The organism is Lampropedia aestuarii (assembly GCF_004803635.1).
GTDB lineage: Bacteria > Pseudomonadota > Gammaproteobacteria > Burkholderiales > Burkholderiaceae_C > Lampropedia > Lampropedia aestuarii.
The window spans coordinates 15,193-31,705 of the sequence record NZ_SSWX01000022.1; the positions used below are offsets into that span (position 1 = coordinate 15,193).

Genomic DNA, 16,513 nt, shown 5'->3' on the forward strand with positions numbered 1-16,513 from the left:
GGCGTGTCATGAACACCATTACCAATTTCAACCCTTCACTGGGCAGTACGCCATCAGATGTGAATGGCGAGGTTGATCTCGCTGTCACGCAAGGCAATAGCAACGCGCAGGCAAAGGCAAAGACGATCGACTTGATGCATGTGCCAGGCGATACGGGTTCAAACACAAGCGATCCTTTGCGCAATCAGAATGGCGCACCTGCGATTGCAGAGCCTGCACAGGATTTTTCTGCCGATGATCTGATTGCACTGTTGCAGAACCTGCGCAGCAAGAGTCATGATCAGCAGTTGCAGACCACGACTAAGACTCTGGAAAACCAGCGCATCAAGGCACAGCAGAACAACGAAGCGCAGGCCAAGAAAATTCAGGACTGGATTGAAAAGAGTGAGAAAGCGGCGAAATCGGGCTTCTTCGGCAAGCTCTTCAGTTGGGTTGGCAAGATCGCTGCTGTGCTGGCCGCCGGCGTGGCTGTGATTGCCAGTGTGGTGGCGACTCCGTTTACCGGCGGTGCGGCTGCTGCGCTGACAGCTCTTGCCGTGGTTGGCCTGATTGCAGCCACGACTTCACTGGCCGATCAAATTTCCAAGGAGTGCGGCGGACCAGAGATTTCGATCTCCAATGGCATGACGCAGATGGTGAGCAGCATCCTGAAGGGGCTAGGCGTAGACGATGAATTGGCCGACAAGATCGGCCGGACATTGGCACCGCTGGTTGCTGTCATTGTGCCTGCAGCCCTTCTGGTTGAGCCGGAATTGCTGGGTACTATGGCCCAGGGAATTGCTGAACTGGCTGGAGCCAGTCAAGAGACGGCAGGCTGGATCAAGTTCGGGATTGGCCTGACGGCCTCGATTGGCATCGGCGTTGCCACTGCGATCGCAGGCGGCAAGATTGCCGATGCGGAAAAAATCACCCGCACGCTGACGGACAAGATCATCAGTGCTACATCCAGCGCTGTGAAGGGGGCAACCTCGGTGGCTCAGGGCAGTGCGGGTATTGCACAGGCTGTTTATACCAATCAGGGCGAGAACGCCAAGGCGGATCAGCAGCAGCTCAAGGCGCTGCTGACCAAGATCAACGCACAGATGGAAGATCAGCGCGAAGAGCTGCGCAAGATCATCGAGCAATTGGAAGAGGGCGTACAGGCTGTCAGCAAGATGATTCAGGAATCTGCAGACAGCATGAGCCAAATCACAAGTAACATCGGCAGGAGAGGCACGGTATGACGCAAGCCGCTACAAGCCGCACGCAAAGTGTGGCAGGCAATGATTTTGCCCAAGCGTATTTCTCCGGGGTTGGCCAGTTAGAAGCTTCACGGCGTTTCACGGCCGAGCAACTGGAAGTGATCTATGCGATGGGCTATGCAGACATGAACCAGAGGAAATGGGATAGTGCTCTGCGCATCTTCAGCTTTTTAGCGCTCTATGGCGCCACGCGCAGGCACTACCTGGCCGGCTTGGCAACTTGCCTGCAAATGCTGGGGCGCTGGGATGAAGCCATCGATATCTGGTCTCTTATCCTCACCTTGTTTGATGACTCGCTAGAGCCCATGCTGCAAATCGTCTATTGCTACTTATCGGCAGGGCGGCGTGAGCTTGCAGTGACCAGGCTGCAGCAATTAGACCAGGCGCTGGGTGCCCAGGATGCGCTTAAGTTGCGTGTTACGGCATTGCTCGAGCAACTTGAGACTGCGGGCAAGTAATGCATACGCTGTTTGCTTCCGGGCAGGTTGAAGCCATTGCAACACCAGAGTCAGTGCAGGGCATTGACGGCTTGTTAGCCAATGATGTGCAAATGCTGACACAAATCGGCTTTATCGCTGCAGGCCGGGGTGATACCCGTCAATCGAGTGCCATTTTTGCTGGTTTACAGGCTTTGCGACCCCTGCGAGCATTTGCCTGGGTTGGGGAGGCCACGGCCTGGTTGAACGCAGGCAAGCCCTCTGAGGCTGTGCGTTGTCTGGGTCGTTTTGAAGGGCCGCCGGGCCAGGAGCGCGATATGGTGCAGGCGTTCTTGGGGCTGGCGATGCAGTTTGACGGGCAGGGGCAGGCCAGTTTGCGTGTATTGAAAGCCGTTGCATTTCAGCCTGTGGATCCTGCCACGGAAGGCATGTTGTTGGCACGCCAGATATTGGGTGGCCATACGCTTGAAGACTTGAATACGCCAACACCCGGCGCGGCAGGCACATTTGCGAAGACGCCATAACTAGAAAGTGTGAATATGGAAATTCTTTCATCCGCCATGATGGGCGTGGTGACGCCCTCCAGCGCACCAGCCCAGACCAAAGTGAAGCTCGATGAGGTGGCTGCCACTCGTTTCGCTGCCTTGATGCAGGCACCATCTGGGGCTGACAATGCCAATGCGGTCAATGCCACAAGCGAGGTTGCATCAGCCACCAGTACCACGCCTGCGACATGGGGTGATCGCATTCTCTCTGGCATGCAAGGTGTATCCAGTGATTTCCATGGCCAATGGGATTCGGTGCGCCAGGCACTGGCCAGTCCACGCGCAATAGAGCCGCGCGAAATGTTGCAGTTGCAGATGCAGATGCACCATATGTCTATTCAGTCGGAGTTGGTGGGCAAGCTGGTGAGCCGCAGCACGCAAAATATTGACCAATTGGTGCGCTTGCAATGAAGGGCAGCCGTTTGTGCGCTGTGCGCTCATGGTGGCTGGTTGCCGTGCTTTCCTTATTGTTGGCAGCCTGCGGCTCTCGGGTGGATTTATTTGGCTCGATGGCTGCAGACGACGCCAATGAGGTCTTGGCTGCATTGCTTAAGGCTGGAATTCCTGCGGATAAGCAAATGGGTAAGGAGGGCGTGAGCGTTCGCGTGCCTGACGACCAAGTCGGTCAGGCATTGCAGATCTTGCGTGAAAATGGCCTGCCTCGTGAGCGTTTTGATGGCATGGGGCAGATTTTCAAGAAAGAGGGCTTGATTTCATCGCCTTTGGAGGAGCGTGCACGCTACATCTACGCGTTATCGCAAGAGTTGTCTGACACGCTCTCCAAAATTGACGGCGTGCTGTATGCCAAAGTGCATGTGGTATTGCCCGAGCGGGGCACAGCGGGCGATAGCGGAACGCCTGCAACCGCTGCTGTTTTTATCAAGCACCAAGACGGTGTGTCGCTGGAGTTGCTGCAGCCGCAAATTCGGCGTTTAGTCACTAATAGCATTCCGGGCCTTACGGGCGAGCGAGTCTCGATTGTGCTGGTTTCGGGTCAGCCGGTTGAGGTATCTGCGCAGCAAGAACCTACGGTCAGTTTTTTGGGTAGCTCAATGCGCGCAGGATCATTGGCAGTCGGTATGTGGATTGTCTGCACTTTGTTGGTGCTGTGTGTGCTGGCTCTGTCATGGTTGGCGTGGCGCTATGCTTGGCCTGATTGGAAGGCCAGAGCCCAACGCCAAACCCAAGGGGATGCCAAGGCGTGACGACTTCGTATTTGCTCGAGCCATGGGCACGGAAGGTGACAAGGTCACCCTCCGTGCATTGGTGTGTCTGGCTTCAACCCAAGCTGAAAGGTCATCGGCATGGCTGAGGCTCCTGTATTGGATGGTGGCTTGTCTGAGCCAGTGCCCTTGGCCGCACAGCTGGTGGCTCGCTTGCTGGAATTCAACCAGTGGCCGAGTCGTATGTTGCACCCAGCACGTGCGCAAGCGGTTTGGACGGAACAAGAACTGGCCCAACAAGGCCGCAGCGCCAGTCTGGATCGTGTGCTGCACCTGCGCGCCTCTCGCAGGTTGCTGGCGCAGTTAGGCAGCGATGCGATGCCTGTGACGCAATTGAATGCACCTGCCTTGCCTTTGGCCCTGATTGCATCGGATCTGCAACTGCTGCTGGTGCGGCGTGTGGGTTTGATGGCTTTGGGCAAGCTGCTTAGCTCTTTGATTGCCAGAGCGCAGGTTGTGCAGGCGCGCGAAGATTTGGGGCGCGAGTCCATGGATTGGGCCATTGCACATGCATTGCAGTGGCCAGAATCGGGCTGGCTTCACCCGGTCTTGCAGCTGCAGCAAGGATGGACAGCCAAAGCTGATTTATTGGGTAGCGCTGTTTTGGCGCGCTCATGGCAGCAGGCACCTGCGCCACTGCGCCGCCGTGCGGACTGGAGTCTTGCCCCTCAGGCATGCGAGTTGGTTTTGCCTGAAACAATCACGGAGGTACAGGCGCGCACGCTTTGCCTGTCGCAACTAGCCGAAATGGAGCCCGCATGGCTTTTACTCTTCCCACCACAATCAACGCATTGACCCCACGCACACTGCAGGCGCGGCTTGCTCCCGATGTGCGCTTGTTGCGTGCAGCCGATATGCACGCCTTGGCCAATAGCGAGGCATTGGTTGCGGCCGCCACTGCGCAAGCACAGGCCATTGAGGCTGGTGCAGCCCAGGCCTATGAGGCGGAGCGTCAGCGGGGATATCAGGACGGTCTGATGGAAGCCAAAATGGAGCAGGCTGAACAAATGATCGAGAACGTCGGGCGCACGGTCGATTACTTTGCCCGCGTGGAAGGGGAGGTGGTGGATCTGGTCATGTCCTCGGTGCGCAAAATAATGGCGGATTTTGATGATGAAGCGCGTGTGTTGATTGTGGTGCGCAACGCGCTGGCCGTGGTGCGCAATCAGAAAAAGATGACGCTGCGCTTGCAACCTAATATGGTGGAGAAGGTGCGCGCGCATGCCAACGAGTTATTGGCTGATTATCCTGGCGTAGGCTATCTAGACATCGTGGCCGATGCCAGGCTGCAGGACCAGGCTTGCATTTTGGAGAGTGAAATTGGCATGGTGGAGGCCAGCATCGAAGGGCAGCTGGCGGCCTTGGAGCAAGCCTTTCGCAAAGTTCTGGGGGCTCGGGTATGAGTGGAGGCCGCTCTGCACGGCCAATTCGCCAGTTCGACTACATCACTGAGATGATGGCGCAGGCGCTGGAAGATACGCCTATGCTGCGCATCAAAGGGCGTGTGATTCAGGTGGTTGGCACCATCATCAAGGCGGTTGTCCCTACCGTGAAAGTCGGCGAGGTTTGTTTGTTGCGCAACCCAGGGGAAGATTTTGAGATGAAAGCCGAGGTGGTTGGCTTTGCGCGTGATGCAGCCTTGCTGACCCCCATTGGCGATATGTATGGTATTTCGTCTGCTACCGAGGTGATTCCCACTGGGCGCGCCCATATGGTTCCTGTTGGCAATGGTTTATTGGGGCGGGTATTGGATGGCTTGGGAAGGCCTTTGGATTTGGCTGAGAGAGGCCCACTTGAGGCGAATAAATACTATCCCGTTTTTGCCGAAGCACCAGACCCACTCAAGCGCCGTATTATCAATCAGCCTTTGGAATTGGGCGTGCGTGCATTGGATGGCGTTTTGACTTGTGGTGAGGGGCAGCGCATGGGGATTTTTGCTGCTGCAGGGGGGGGCAAATCGACCTTGATGGGGATGCTGGTCAAAGGCGCAGCAGTCGATGTCACCGTGGTAGCACTGATTGGTGAGCGTGGCCGGGAGGTGCGGGAGTTTTTGGAGCATGAGCTGGGCCCAGAGGGACGGCGCAAGGCGGTGATTGTTTGTGCGACCAGCGACAAATCTTCAATGGAGCGTGCCAAGGCGGCCTATGTGGCGACCGCGATCGCTGAGTATTTCCGCGACCAAGGTAAGAAGGTTTTATTTCTGATGGATTCGGTCACGCGTTTTGCGCGTGCTCAGCGTGAGATTGGGTTGGCCGCAGGTGAGCCGCCGACACGACGCGGTTATCCGCCGTCGGTATTCGCGACCCTGCCAAAGTTGATGGAGCGCTCTGGCATGAACGACAAGGGCTCGATCACGGCGCTCTACACCGTGTTGGTCGAGGGCGATGATATGACCGAGCCCATCGCGGATGAAACGCGCTCTATTTTGGATGGCCACATCATCCTCTCGCGCAAGCTGGGGGCGGCCAATCACTACCCAGCGATTGATGTCTTGGCCTCTGCTTCTCGGGTGATGAATGCCGTCATTACGCCAGAGCATAAGCGCCTGGCTGGGCATTTGCGTGAGTTGATGGCCAAGTACGAGGAGGTGGAGTTGCTGGTGCGCATTGGTGAATACCAGCGTGGCGGCGATGCGGTCACCGATGAAGCGATCGACAAGGTTGAGCGGATCCGCGCCTTTTTGCGTCAACGTACCGATGAACGAACTTCTTTGGCTGACACCTTGGCTCAGATGCAGATGTTATTGGCAGGTGGGGGGCGCTCATGAGTTTGTTTGGTGAGTTGATTCGCATCAAGCGTTTGCGCGAAGACAAGGCCGAACGCCATATGTACCAGAGCCGACAACAGGCGCAGCAGGCCCGTGAGGCGCATTTGTTGGCGCAAAGCCATTTGCAGCATATGGTCGAGCAGGGTCAGCAGATTGAGCAGCAGTTGTATGCAGACCTGTTTAGCCGGCAGGTGCGCGTGCGCGAGATCGATGCTGTGCACCAAGAGCTGGCGCAGATGCGCCAGTGCGAAATGCAGCAAGAACAGGTCGTTTGCGCAGCTGCAGAGCAAGTAGCAGTGGCGCAAAACGCCTTGCGTCAGGCCCGTGAGGGACACCAGATTGCCCAACGTCAGACCTCCAAATTCGTGGATCTTTCCGCCTCTTTTGATATTCAGCGCCAACGCGAGAGTGACCGTTTGGAAGACCTGGAGATGGAGGAGGCTGCGAGCGTGCGCCGCGAGCGAGACGATTGGGACGGTTTGCAAACCGACGAGGAGCAGCCATGAGTGTTGAGCGCAGCATCCACCTTGATTTAGGCATGCCGCCAAAAACCGATCTTGAAGATCAGGCAGACAGCGGCACGCCGACGCACAAAGATTCCCGCAGTCCAGCACAACTTCAGCAAGACCGGCAGGCGTTTGAGGCGAACTTGAAAGGCCCGCCGCACCAAGCAGCCATACCAGCGGCTGTGCCTGCAAGTCCGTTCGCTTTGTTTGGTCAGACTCCGGTTGTGCAAGCCAGTGTTGCCCAGCTTGATCAACCAAGCGCTGCGGCTGCCTCTGAGGCTTTGGCTGGTTTGGATGCCACGCTCAGCGCGCTGGCATCGCGTGTATTGGTCGGTCAAGGCAGAAATGGCAGCACAGCGGTACACATTCAACTGGAGTCCCATACGCTGCCAGGCGTATCGCTGGAAGTTTTTGAAGCCGAGGGGGCATTGGTTGCGCAATTCGTATGCACCAACGAAGCCTCGCGTGAGCGTTTGGCACGGGCCGTGGACTGGCTGGCCAAGTCATTGGCCCAGCGGCTGATGCGCAGTGTGCTGGTGCGGGTATTGGCCGATGACCCAGAAGACCCGAGTCCTGTTGAGAGCCGAGCGGATGCGCCGATTTGATATGCCATTGATGACCCCAATTTCTATGCGCAGTTTGAGCGCCAATGAGGCGCAAGCCTACACCTTGATTGCACAGCGGGCACAACACATGCCTTTGCGTATTTTTGAGTGCGATTGGCTGGTTGCTATTGTGCCGGTCGAGCCTTGGCCGCAGGCATTGGCAGATGCCTGGGTTTTGCATTTTGAGTGGTCTGGCGGTCGCTTTGTGCTGTCTCTGCCAAACGATGCGCTGGCCGAATTTTTGGCTGCAGCACAGCTGTATGACCCTGCCCAAGCACTGCCTGATGCACTGGCCGAGCTGCTGCTGGAGGCGGTGTTTGCCGAAGTGTTCGACGCCTTGCGCCCACTTGGGCGTGGTGTGCCGCAGCTGTTGCAGGCGCAGCGCAGTGATGCGCAGCCAGGGTTCGCTGGCAGCCATGCATTGGCGTTGCATATCAAGTCCGTTGGCAGCAGTAACGTGCTTGCACTGCACCTGCAGGCCGATGCCATGGGCCTGTTGGTTGTGGCAGGAGCTGTTGCCAAGCGTGCCCCCATGCGTCAGGGCTTGCGTGAGGACATGCCGCTGCCACTGCGTGTGATGATCGGCCGCAGCGACTTGCCTCAGCGGGATGTGGCGGCATTGGCTGTGGGTGATGTCTTGCTGCTGCAAGACTGCCGCCTGGATCCCCTCCAACAGTTGTGGTTGGCAGCCACGCCATCGCACGGTGTCTTGGTCAAGCTGGCTGTATCCCAGCATCCACACCCTGATGCAGTCAGTCCTGATCTTGCAAATGCGGAGCACGCTGTACATGCTCCTTTGCGCCTTCTTGTTGTTCAAGCCTGGAGCTCTCTCATGACCGATGCGTCCGAAATTACTGCAGCCCCCATGTCTGCAGATGGTCCGTTAACTTCGCTGGAAGACTTGCCGGTGCAGTTGAGCTTCGATGTGGGCGAATTGAGTATGACACTGGCGCAATTGCGGCAGTTGGCACCTGGGCAGGTGCTGGACTTCGCACGGCCTCTGGGCGCTGTAGTGAATGTGCGTGCCAATGGGGTCTTGCTGGCGCAGGGCGATTTGGTCAGCATAGACGGTCGATTAGGCGTGAGTCTGCAACAAGTGTTCTTGGACACAGCACAGCCTGGGGATCAGGCATGAGCACTGGCTTGGATCCGGTCACGCTTGCCGTCTTGTTGGCGGCAATGGCTCTGTTGCCAACGCTCGTCGTAGTGACGACGTCTTTCTTGAAAATTGTCATTGTGATGTCGCTGCTGCGCAATGCTTTGGGGGTGCAGCAAATTCCTCCCAATTTGGCTTTGTATGGGATGGCCTTGATTTTGAGTGCCTACATCATGGCGCCTATTGGTGTGAACATGGCCGAGCGGCTGACCAATCAGCCGGAGTTGATGCAGAACGTGACAACTTTGGTTGGCGGCGTGCGCGAGGGGGCAGAGCCTTTGCGCGAGTTCATGATGCGCAATAGCAGCGCCGAACACCGCGATTTTTTTGTGCGCACTGCCAAACGCTTGTGGGGGCCAGAGCTGTCTGCGAATGTTCAAGGTAGCGATTTCATGATGCTGATGCCGGCCTTCTTGGTGTCAGAGTTGACCGCCGCTTTCAAGATGGGTTTTTTGCTGTATTTGCCGTTTGTTGTGATTGACTTAATTGTCTCCAACATCTTGCTGGCCATGGGGATGATGATGGTTTCTCCTGTCACCATTTCACTGCCACTCAAGCTGTTTTTGTTTGTCATGCTCGATGGCTGGACGCGTTTGATTCAAAGCTTGGTGTTGTCTTATGTGTGAAGTGCCGCTGAAGTCAGAAAGAGGCTGCTATGCAAACGGTTGACGTTGTTTCTTTATTTACTCAAGCCTTGTATCTCGTGCTATGGCTCTCTCTGCCACCGATTGTGGTCGGCGCAGTGGTGGGTACATTGTTTTCCTTATTCCAGGCTTTGACTCAAATTCAAGAGCAAACCCTGTCATTTGGCATCAAATTGATCGCCGTGACGGCAACGCTGTTGTTGACCTCGCGTTGGATTGGCGGCGAGTTATTCAATTTTGGGGTGCAAATTTTTGAGGCGATGGCCACCGTCAGCCATTGAGGTAGCGTTGGCATTAGGGCGCATAACGGTCCGCATACGAAGCCAGTTTTACATCAATACGCTGATTGCCAGAAGAAATGGAACGCAATGGACTCAGTGGTTACATACGAAGAACTCAAGGGATTTTTGCGGGCGCTGGTGCTTAGCCAGCCGCGCATATTGGCCATGTTCATCGCTCTTCCGATTTTCAACTCACAACTCGTGCCCGGCATGCTGCGATATGGCTTGGCCGGTGCGTTTGGTATTGTTGCTGTACCGTTGGTGCAGTCGCAATTGGTGGGCGTGAGCCTGGACACCCCGATGGCTTGGGCGCTGGTGTTGCTTAAAGAGGCCTTTATTGGGTTTGTTTTGGGCTTCATGGTGGCAATTCCATTTTGGATTTTTGAAGGCATTGGTTTTTTGGTGGATAACCAGCGTGGGGCCAGCATTTCTGCCACGCTCAATCCTCTGACTGGCAATGACTCCTCGCCGATGGGCATTTTGACCAACCAGGCATTTATCGTTTTTTTCCTGATTTCGGGCGGCTTTAGCTTGATGCTTGGCATGCTGTATGACAGCTTTGCGCTCTGGAGTGTGCCGAGTTGGAGTCCGACTTTGAATGCGTCCAGCATTCCGTTTTTCTTGTCTCAGTTAGACCGGCTTGTGCGCATGACCTTGTTATTGGCAGCGCCGGCGGTGGTGGCGATGTTTTTGGCTGAATTGGGCTTGGCTTTGGTGAGCCGATTCGTGCCGCAGTTGCAGGTGTTTTTCATCGCCATGCCAGTCAAGAGCGCATTGGCGGTGCTTATTCTCATTTTCTATGCCTCTACGCTGTTTGACTACGGACTTGATTTGGTAGAAAGCGTCGGCGGTATTGCGCGGGCACTGGATGCGCAATGGGGGTCCCATGAGTGAAAAGACGGAACAACCAACCTCCAAGAAGCTGCGTGACTCGCGTAAAAAAGGCGATGTGGCCTACAGCAAGGACTTCACTCAAACGGTTTTGATCATTGCCATTTTTGGTTATTTGTTGGCCAGTGGTGCGCGCATCGTGCAAGACATGATGGAGATGATTTTGCTACCGGCCTCCCTTGGTGGCATGGAGTTCTCTGATGCAGCCAATATTTTGGTGACGAAACTGTTGAAGGAGGTCGCGTGGTTGATGCTGCCATTTTTGGGCATTATTTTGGGCCTCGGTATATTGGCCGATGCGATGCAGGTTGGGCTGGTTCTGGCTTTTGAGAAGCTCAAGCCATCGGCAAAAAAACTCAATGTAATCAGTAATTTGAAAAATATTTTTTCAAAAAAAAACCTGGTTGAATTTCTGAAGTCGTGCCTGAAAATCGGTTTTCTTTCTAGCTTGCTTTGGATGTTGTTGCGTGATGCCTTCCCGATTCTGAGCAGTATTCCACAAGCTGGTGTGCAGGGCATGGGGCAAGTCATGGGTGCCTTGATCGGCACGATGGTGATCAATATTGGTCTGGCGTACACAGCCATCGCATTGGCCGATTTCGCTTGGCAGCGTTACCAACACCGCAAGGGGTTGATGATGAGCAAAGACGAAGTCAAGCGTGAGTACAAGGAGATGGATGGGGACCCCCAAATCAAGCACAAACGCAAGCAATTGCACCAGGAGATGCTGCAAGAAGGTGCTGTGCAAAATGCGCGCAAGGCCTCAGTTCTGGTCACCAATCCAACGCATTTGGCCGTGGCCTTGTACTACAACCCTGAAGAGACGCCTTTGCCGATAGTGACGGCCATGGGAGAGGGCGCATTGGCCGAGCGAATGAAGCAGGCGGCGCAAGAAGCGGGAGTGCCTGTGATGCAGAACATCCCATTGGCACGAAGTTTGGTCGCCGAGGCTCAGGTTGGGCAGTTCATCCCTTCCGCTTTGGTAGAGCCTGTGGCTGAAATATTGCGGCTGCTGCGTGAGTCTGGCCCGGACGGTATTCCATTGATTGATTGAGAACTTATAAGACCATGTTCACTACCTCCCCCGCAAACACGACCAGTCGCCTGCTGTTGGCGCAGTATGCCCATGAACTGGGACATGCTGCGCTACCCCAAGATGCAAGCCGCCTGAACCTGAGCATTGACGGCCGTTACCGCGTGCAACTGCGTGCGGTGGATGCGGCTCGCGTCATGATTCGTTCGCGCTTGGATGCCGTTCCTCCTGCCGGGCCTGCACGTGATGCGGCTTTGCGTCGCATCGGGCAAATGGCGTGTGTTTCGATGGCGCGTTCACCTGTAGCCTGCGTGATTGATGGCGATGAGGATTCTTTTTGGCTGCACCAGTTGAGTGAGCCCCAGTCACTGCAAGATATTGATGCATTGGTGGGGGATTTTGTCAATGAGTTGGCATTTTGGGTTGGCTCTTTGCAGTGACCTGTGCTGTGTACTGATGTGTCTAGGGCCATACCGCTATGATGTTTGAATATCCTTTATCTGCCTCGCGCTGGCTGTGTGCTGCGCCACGACCATTGCGGCAACTGGCAGCCAGCATGGCCCTTGGGCTGGCTGCTGTAGTGGCTCCAAGCTGGGCCAGTCCTCCGCCCTGGACGGCATCGCCGTATAACTATTACGCCACTCGGCCAACCCCGTTAGCGGATGTGCTCAAAGAGTTTGCGGCCACTTTTAGCTTGACTCTGGACTTGTCTCCTCAAGTGCAGGGCACGGTCAATGGCCGCATGCGGGCAGACTCTCCAACTGACTTTCTCAATGAAATGGCCGGCGTGTATGGCTTTCAATGGTTCACACATGCTGGCACTTTGTTTATTTCGCGTGCCGCAGATATGGGGACTGCTTCGGTCTCGGCCTCCGGGGGGAGCATTGGGCAGTTGCGTGATGCACTGCGCAGTCTGCAAATTCTCGATGATCGTTTTGGTTGGGGTGAACTGACAGATCAAGGAATTGCTCTGATCTCTGGACCTCCTGCGTACGTGAGCCTGGTGCAGCGCACCGTTCAATCGCTGCCCTTGGTGGCGGGTGGGCGAAAAATTACCGTGTTTCGCCTCAAGTATGCCTCGGTGCAGGACCGCACGATCACTTACCGAGATCAGACCATTACTTCGCGCGGTTTGGCCGAGGTGTTGCGGGACTTGATCCGCGGAGACACCAGCAGCATGTCTATGCCCAATGCGGAAGGTCTCTACCGCATGGCCGAGCCTTTGCGTGCAGGCGTTGCGCAAACGATGCCAGTCTCCGGAGGCCAGTTGCCGTCTGCGGCGCCATTGGTGAACCCATTAGGCAACTTTGCGCCGGCAGAAGCCAATGAGGCACCTCTGCAGCCAGCCGCGCAGCTGGGGACTGGAGCCGGGAATGTGGTGGTGAATCGCCAGGCACCCTCAATTGAGGCGGATACGCGCTTAAACGCTTTGATCATTCAAGATACACCGGATCGCATGCCGATTTATGAGGCGTTGATCAAACAGCTGGATGTACCGACTGCCTTGATCGAGATTGAGGCCTTGATTATTGATGTCAATACCACTCGTTTGGATGAGTTGGGCATTGCATGGGGGGGCCGCAAAGGCGGAACTGCGGCTGGTTATGGCGACGTATCAGAGGGCTCAGGCGGCTTGACGATTTCTGCGGCCCGGCCTGGTGCCAATATCAGCACCACAACGGCGGTGCTGGACGCAGGCAATTATTTGGTCACCCGTATTCGGGCACTGGAAGGTTTGGGAGAGGCAACCATCCAGTCGAGGCCCTCTATTTTGACGGTAGACAATACTGGCGCATTGCTGGATCTGTCAGAGACTTTTTATATCCGCACAACCGGAGAGCGCGTGGCAACGGTCACGCCGATTACGGTGGGAACTACGCTGCGAGTCACACCACGGCATATTGAAGATGAGCAGCATGGCCAGACCATTCAGTTGGATGTAGATATTGAGGACGGCCAAATTCAAAGCAGAGAGGTCGATGGTTTGCCCACGGTGCGCCGCAGCAATGTCAGCACGCAGGCGGTTGTTGGCGAGAATCAGACTCTGGTGATTGGCGGCTACAACACGCAAAATAGTACGCATAGCAATGAGCGTGTTCCATTGCTTGGATCCATCCCTTTGTTGGGAAGCTTTTTCTCACACAAGGTCGACAACCGTGAAGCGCGCGAGCGTTTGTTTTTGATCAAACCGCGTTTGGTCACCTTACCCGCTGAGGCAGGTAGAACAACGTTGGCAGCAGGTGCGCGCGCCCCGTCAATGGCCATACCACAAGGGCGAGAGTTTCCCCATCCAGTTGAGGAAATGCAGCAGGATGCTGCTGGCAATTGGGTTCCAGCACCAAGAGATCAGCCAGTGAATGGCGTTGCGCCATTGGTGAACCCGCCAGGCGAGCGTCCGGCACTGCCTGCTTCTGTCGCGCCGGCAAGCCGTTGGGCGCGGGCAGTGAGCGCCAAGCCTGGACGCCGAGAATTTCCGGCCACCTATGGAGATCGCTGACCGTACCCCAGCACTGGTTGGGGTGAAAAGCCTGTGCTTGGCTGCGTTGCGCATCACTTTGCCCTTGTCTTTGGTGCTGGTGTTGCTGTCGACACTGCTGATGTCTTTGCGTATTGAGCAAGCGATCCAGAATCTGGCCAATGAGCGCGGCGGGCGAGCTGCAGCACAGATCAAGGGGCAGATTGAGCACGGCTTTAGATTGGGCTTGGGCTTGAATGATCAAGTGAATTTGGCAGGCTTGCTGCGCACTCTGAAAGACCAGGACATGCAGGCGGCCTGGGTGCAGACAAGCACTGGCGAGGTGTTGGTGTCCTTGGGTGATGCCGCCTTGCCGTTGCGGCTCAATCCAGCTTGGACTGCGCAGCTATTGGCGCTTGCGCCCTATGAGCTGGCTGCGCTGGATACTCTGGTGCGCACTGCCAGTGGCCAAGTGTTTATGGGGTCTGTGCTCGTGGATGCCGCAGGACTGCGCACGGGGATTCTCTGGCTCGCTTATGACCGTGAACGCTTGCGCAGTTCGGTTTGGGAGCAGTTGGCGCCGCTATGGCCGTATGCGTTGATTGCCTGGCTGGCGTTATTGCTGTGTTTGACAGGCTTATTGTGGCTATGGCTGCGCTCTATGGGGCAGCAGCTTGGCCATGCGGCTGATTTCATCCGCAGTGGCAGCCATTCAGCGCCGCAAGGGTGCGGGCGCTGGCACACCTGGGTGATTGCAAGTGCTGCCATGCTGCTTACCTTGTTGTCGCTGGCATTTTTGGCCGTCCAAGGGCGTGAGTTATCCAAGCCTTTGTTGCTGGAACAAATGGACAAAAATGCCAGCAGTGTCCTACACACGGTCAGTGCCCAGTTAAGCCGCGCATTGGCATTGGACATTCCTATCAATGGCTTGACAGGCATTGAGGCTCTGTTTGCACAGGAACTGGCACAAGCGCCTGAAGTGACTTTTATGGCATTGCAGGGCGTGCATGGGCAGCCTCGGGTATTTGTTACCCAGCCTCATGCGCCTTTGCCAGAGCTGGAGCTGGCTCAGCAATGGTGGCAGGGTGGTCAGGGCGACACTTTTCGTCTGCAGCAACAAGTCATGCGCATGGACGATGGCACCGCCGTAGCCGAGTTGGATGTGGGCACGCCGCGCGCGCGCTTGGATGCGAATGCACGCAGCATCATGCTGGATTTGGCATTGGCTGTTTTGGTGGGGCTGGTGCTTGTGCGTGAATTGATGGGGGCAGGCTGGTCGCGCTCTCGTGTGTATCTGTACTGGATCTTTAGCCAAGAGTGGGCTGGTCTGCAAGGTTGTTTGACGTCGGCCGTGCAGGCAGGGCGCATCCGTCTTGAGCAATTGTTCAATGCACTGCGTGGCTTGGGACGCGCAAATGATGCCGCCTCCAATACGGTCAGTAGGGTGCGCCTGGTAGTTTTTCTCACGGCCCTCTCCGATGAGCTGTTGCGTCCCTTTTTTGCGGTATTTGCCGCTCAAGCATTGCCTTGGGATGCCGCGCTTTCGCCGACGACTCTGGCTGGTTTGCCCGTGATGGCCTTTATGCTTGCCCTGGCCCTGGCGCAGCCATTGGGGCCGGTGATCACCCGCCGAATCGATCCGCGTTGGGCGATGGCCTGGTGTGCTGTGCTTGGCGCCGTATTGTTGGTGCTGACCGGCATCAGCCGAGACAGCAGCACATTGATTGTCTTGCGAGCCGCCAGCGGCTTGGTCTATGGGCTGCTCACGATCATGGCGCAGACCACGATTATGCGCGTGACCAGTGCGTCTTTTCGTGCCCGAGGCTTGGTGGAGGTGTCCGCCGCCATTGTGGCTGCAGGCGTGTGCGGCCCTGCATTGGGTGGTTTGCTGGTCGAGCGACTGGGGATGCCAATGACTTTTGGCGTCGCAGCTGCGTGCTTATTGCTGGCTTTTTTCGTGATGGTGACAATGCCGCGGCTGGTACCTGTGGACCTGGGTAATCCTCCTGGGATGGGCGGGATGCGTGGTCTGCTGGCGGTGCTGACTAATCGAAAGGTGTTGGCCGTGACGTGGCTGACGGCTGTTCCTGCGCGTTTGGCAGCGGTGGCCATCCTGGTGGTGATAACGCCGCTTTCATTGCAGGCTCAAGGTGAAAGTGTTGCGGTATCAGGGCGTGTACTGCTTTTGTATTTTTTGGTTTTTATGTGTGTGGCACCGTGGGCAGCACGTTATTCCGATCGCAGTGGTCGTCGTTTGCCTTGGGTGCTATGGGGTGGGGTGGTTTCTGTGGCTGCCTGCGTGGCCATGGTGTGGCTGGGGGGCGTTGCAGGCGCAGGGCTTTGCTGTGCATTATTGGGTTTGGGGCAGGCGCTGATGTCTGCGCCCCAACTGGCCATGGTGACAGAGGCTTTTCACGGCGGCTTAGCGCATGCCAATTCAAGCGGAGCAACCCCCACTCAGGCATTGGCCACATTCCGTTTTATTGAGCGCATTGGCAGCGTTGCCGCGCCGCTCGTGGTCTCGATCGCTGTGATGTATTTGGGAATGGTGGGGGCCGTTGCGGTTGTCGGTAGCATTCTGGCAGCCGGCACGGTGTTGATGTGGTTGCTTGTGGGCAGCCCGTTGTCCTGGGTGACTCAAGCACACTCTGCACGTGTTTGAGTATGTTCGGAAAGATGTTCGGAAAGAATCCAATGCACTCTTTTTTTCGCCGTAGCCTGCTGGTGTT

Annotated in this window: 18 protein-coding genes; all 18 read left to right on the plus strand. The window is 56.3% G+C overall.

Translation table 11 applies throughout. From position 1 onward, the window contains the following. Nucleotides 1-8: 8 nt before the first annotated feature. On the plus strand, nucleotides 9-1,223 hold the full coding sequence (sctE, locus tag E8K88_RS14590) for a type III secretion system translocon subunit SseC family protein (protein ID WP_136407412.1): 1,215 nt from the start codon (nucleotides 9-11) through the stop codon (nucleotides 1,221-1,223). Beyond that, nucleotides 1,220-1,699 (plus strand): tetratricopeptide repeat protein, encoded by a 480-nt coding sequence (locus tag E8K88_RS14595; RefSeq protein ID WP_136407413.1) that lies wholly within the window; start codon nucleotides 1,220-1,222, stop codon nucleotides 1,697-1,699. The genes sctE and E8K88_RS14595 overlap by 4 nt, the downstream gene beginning before the upstream one ends. Continuing rightward, nucleotides 1,699-2,202: a hypothetical protein gene (locus E8K88_RS14600; RefSeq protein ID WP_136407414.1), complete on the plus strand. Its 504-nt coding sequence runs from the start codon at nucleotides 1,699-1,701 to the stop codon at nucleotides 2,200-2,202. Before E8K88_RS14595 ends, E8K88_RS14600 begins: the two co-directional genes overlap by 1 nt. A gap of 15 nt (nucleotides 2,203-2,217) precedes the next feature. Further along, the gene (gene sctI, locus E8K88_RS14605) at nucleotides 2,218-2,634 is read left to right on the plus strand and encodes a type III secretion system inner rod subunit SctI (RefSeq protein ID WP_136407415.1); all 417 of its coding nucleotides are present in this window, start codon (nucleotides 2,218-2,220) and stop codon (nucleotides 2,632-2,634) included. Further along, complete coding sequence (gene sctJ, locus E8K88_RS14610) at nucleotides 2,631-3,428, plus strand: type III secretion system inner membrane ring lipoprotein SctJ (protein ID WP_136407416.1); 798 nt, start codon at nucleotides 2,631-2,633, stop codon at nucleotides 3,426-3,428. The genes sctI and sctJ overlap by 4 nt, the downstream gene beginning before the upstream one ends. 99 nt (nucleotides 3,429-3,527) lie before the next feature. Next, nucleotides 3,528-4,241 carry a hypothetical protein gene (locus E8K88_RS14615; protein WP_136407417.1) on the plus strand — a complete coding sequence of 238 codons (714 nt, stop codon included), beginning with the start codon at nucleotides 3,528-3,530 and terminating at the stop codon, nucleotides 4,239-4,241. Next, a complete protein-coding gene (locus tag E8K88_RS14620) occupies nucleotides 4,205-4,849 on the plus strand; it encodes an HrpE/YscL family type III secretion apparatus protein (protein ID WP_136407418.1) in 645 nt (214 codons plus the stop codon). The genes E8K88_RS14615 and E8K88_RS14620 overlap by 37 nt, the downstream gene beginning before the upstream one ends. 23 nt (nucleotides 4,850-4,872) lie before the next feature. Then, nucleotides 4,873-6,213, plus strand: a complete 1,341-nt coding sequence (gene sctN, locus E8K88_RS14625; RefSeq protein ID WP_136407460.1) for a type III secretion system ATPase SctN — start codon at nucleotides 4,873-4,875, stop codon at nucleotides 6,211-6,213. Beyond that, complete coding sequence (sctO, locus tag E8K88_RS14630; protein WP_136407419.1) at nucleotides 6,210-6,719, plus strand: type III secretion system stalk subunit SctO; 510 nt, start codon at nucleotides 6,210-6,212, stop codon at nucleotides 6,717-6,719. The genes sctN and sctO overlap by 4 nt, the downstream gene beginning before the upstream one ends. Beyond that, nucleotides 6,716-7,324 (plus strand): hypothetical protein, encoded by a 609-nt coding sequence (locus tag E8K88_RS14635; protein WP_136407420.1) that lies wholly within the window; start codon nucleotides 6,716-6,718, stop codon nucleotides 7,322-7,324. Before sctO ends, E8K88_RS14635 begins: the two co-directional genes overlap by 4 nt. 10 nt (nucleotides 7,325-7,334) lie before the next feature. Continuing rightward, nucleotides 7,335-8,459: a type III secretion system cytoplasmic ring protein SctQ gene (gene sctQ / locus E8K88_RS14640; protein WP_168797350.1), complete on the plus strand. Its 1,125-nt coding sequence runs from the start codon at nucleotides 7,335-7,337 to the stop codon at nucleotides 8,457-8,459. Continuing rightward, a complete protein-coding gene (gene sctR / locus E8K88_RS14645; protein WP_136407422.1) occupies nucleotides 8,456-9,106 on the plus strand; it encodes a type III secretion system export apparatus subunit SctR in 651 nt (216 codons plus the stop codon). The genes sctQ and sctR overlap by 4 nt, the downstream gene beginning before the upstream one ends. Before the next feature lie 29 nt (nucleotides 9,107-9,135). Beyond that, nucleotides 9,136-9,405 carry a type III secretion system export apparatus subunit SctS gene (sctS, locus tag E8K88_RS14650; protein WP_136407423.1) on the plus strand — a complete coding sequence of 90 codons (270 nt, stop codon included), beginning with the start codon at nucleotides 9,136-9,138 and terminating at the stop codon, nucleotides 9,403-9,405. 87 nt (nucleotides 9,406-9,492) lie between these two features. Beyond that, nucleotides 9,493-10,299 carry a type III secretion system export apparatus subunit SctT gene (gene sctT, locus E8K88_RS14655; RefSeq protein WP_136407424.1) on the plus strand — a complete coding sequence of 269 codons (807 nt, stop codon included), beginning with the start codon at nucleotides 9,493-9,495 and terminating at the stop codon, nucleotides 10,297-10,299. Then, nucleotides 10,292-11,350 (plus strand): type III secretion system export apparatus subunit SctU, encoded by a 1,059-nt coding sequence (gene sctU / locus E8K88_RS14660; RefSeq protein ID WP_136407425.1) that lies wholly within the window; start codon nucleotides 10,292-10,294, stop codon nucleotides 11,348-11,350. Before sctT ends, sctU begins: the two co-directional genes overlap by 8 nt. A 14-nt stretch (nucleotides 11,351-11,364) precedes the next feature. Beyond that, nucleotides 11,365-11,769, plus strand: a complete 405-nt coding sequence (locus E8K88_RS14665) for a CesT family type III secretion system chaperone (protein ID WP_136407426.1) — start codon at nucleotides 11,365-11,367, stop codon at nucleotides 11,767-11,769. 38 nt (nucleotides 11,770-11,807) lie between these two features. Then, nucleotides 11,808-13,826, plus strand: a complete 2,019-nt coding sequence (gene sctC / locus E8K88_RS14670) for a type III secretion system outer membrane ring subunit SctC (RefSeq protein ID WP_136407427.1) — start codon at nucleotides 11,808-11,810, stop codon at nucleotides 13,824-13,826. Further along, a complete protein-coding gene (locus E8K88_RS14675) occupies nucleotides 13,813-16,446 on the plus strand; it encodes an MFS transporter (protein WP_136407428.1) in 2,634 nt (877 codons plus the stop codon). Before sctC ends, E8K88_RS14675 begins: the two co-directional genes overlap by 14 nt. The last annotated feature ends 67 nt before the right edge of the window (nucleotides 16,447-16,513 follow it).

Coding starts and splice junctions, on each gene's coding strand:
- E8K88_RS14665 (WP_136407426.1), top strand. CDS start 11,365: ATGTTCACTACCTCCCCCGCAAACACGACCAGTCGCCTGCTGTTGGCG.
- E8K88_RS14595 (WP_136407413.1), top strand. CDS start 1,220: ATGACGCAAGCCGCTACAAGCCGCACGCAAAGTGTGGCAGGCAATGAT.
- sctI (WP_136407415.1), top strand. CDS start 2,218: ATGGAAATTCTTTCATCCGCCATGATGGGCGTGGTGACGCCCTCCAGC.
- E8K88_RS14635 (WP_136407420.1), top strand. CDS start 6,716: ATGAGTGTTGAGCGCAGCATCCACCTTGATTTAGGCATGCCGCCAAAA.
- sctC (WP_136407427.1), top strand. CDS start 11,808: ATGATGTTTGAATATCCTTTATCTGCCTCGCGCTGGCTGTGTGCTGCG.
- E8K88_RS14620 (WP_136407418.1), top strand. CDS start 4,205: ATGGCTTTTACTCTTCCCACCACAATCAACGCATTGACCCCACGCACA.
- sctU (WP_136407425.1), top strand. CDS start 10,292: ATGAGTGAAAAGACGGAACAACCAACCTCCAAGAAGCTGCGTGACTCG.
- sctS (WP_136407423.1), top strand. CDS start 9,136: ATGCAAACGGTTGACGTTGTTTCTTTATTTACTCAAGCCTTGTATCTC.
- sctQ (WP_168797350.1), top strand. CDS start 7,335: ATGACCCCAATTTCTATGCGCAGTTTGAGCGCCAATGAGGCGCAAGCC.
- sctO (WP_136407419.1), top strand. CDS start 6,210: ATGAGTTTGTTTGGTGAGTTGATTCGCATCAAGCGTTTGCGCGAAGAC.
- E8K88_RS14615 (WP_136407417.1), top strand. CDS start 3,528: ATGGCTGAGGCTCCTGTATTGGATGGTGGCTTGTCTGAGCCAGTGCCC.
- E8K88_RS14675 (WP_136407428.1), top strand. CDS start 13,813: ATGGAGATCGCTGACCGTACCCCAGCACTGGTTGGGGTGAAAAGCCTG.
- E8K88_RS14600 (WP_136407414.1), top strand. CDS start 1,699: ATGCATACGCTGTTTGCTTCCGGGCAGGTTGAAGCCATTGCAACACCA.
- sctR (WP_136407422.1), top strand. CDS start 8,456: ATGAGCACTGGCTTGGATCCGGTCACGCTTGCCGTCTTGTTGGCGGCA.
- sctJ (WP_136407416.1), top strand. CDS start 2,631: ATGAAGGGCAGCCGTTTGTGCGCTGTGCGCTCATGGTGGCTGGTTGCC.
- sctT (WP_136407424.1), top strand. CDS start 9,493: ATGGACTCAGTGGTTACATACGAAGAACTCAAGGGATTTTTGCGGGCG.
- sctE (WP_136407412.1), top strand. CDS start 9: ATGAACACCATTACCAATTTCAACCCTTCACTGGGCAGTACGCCATCA.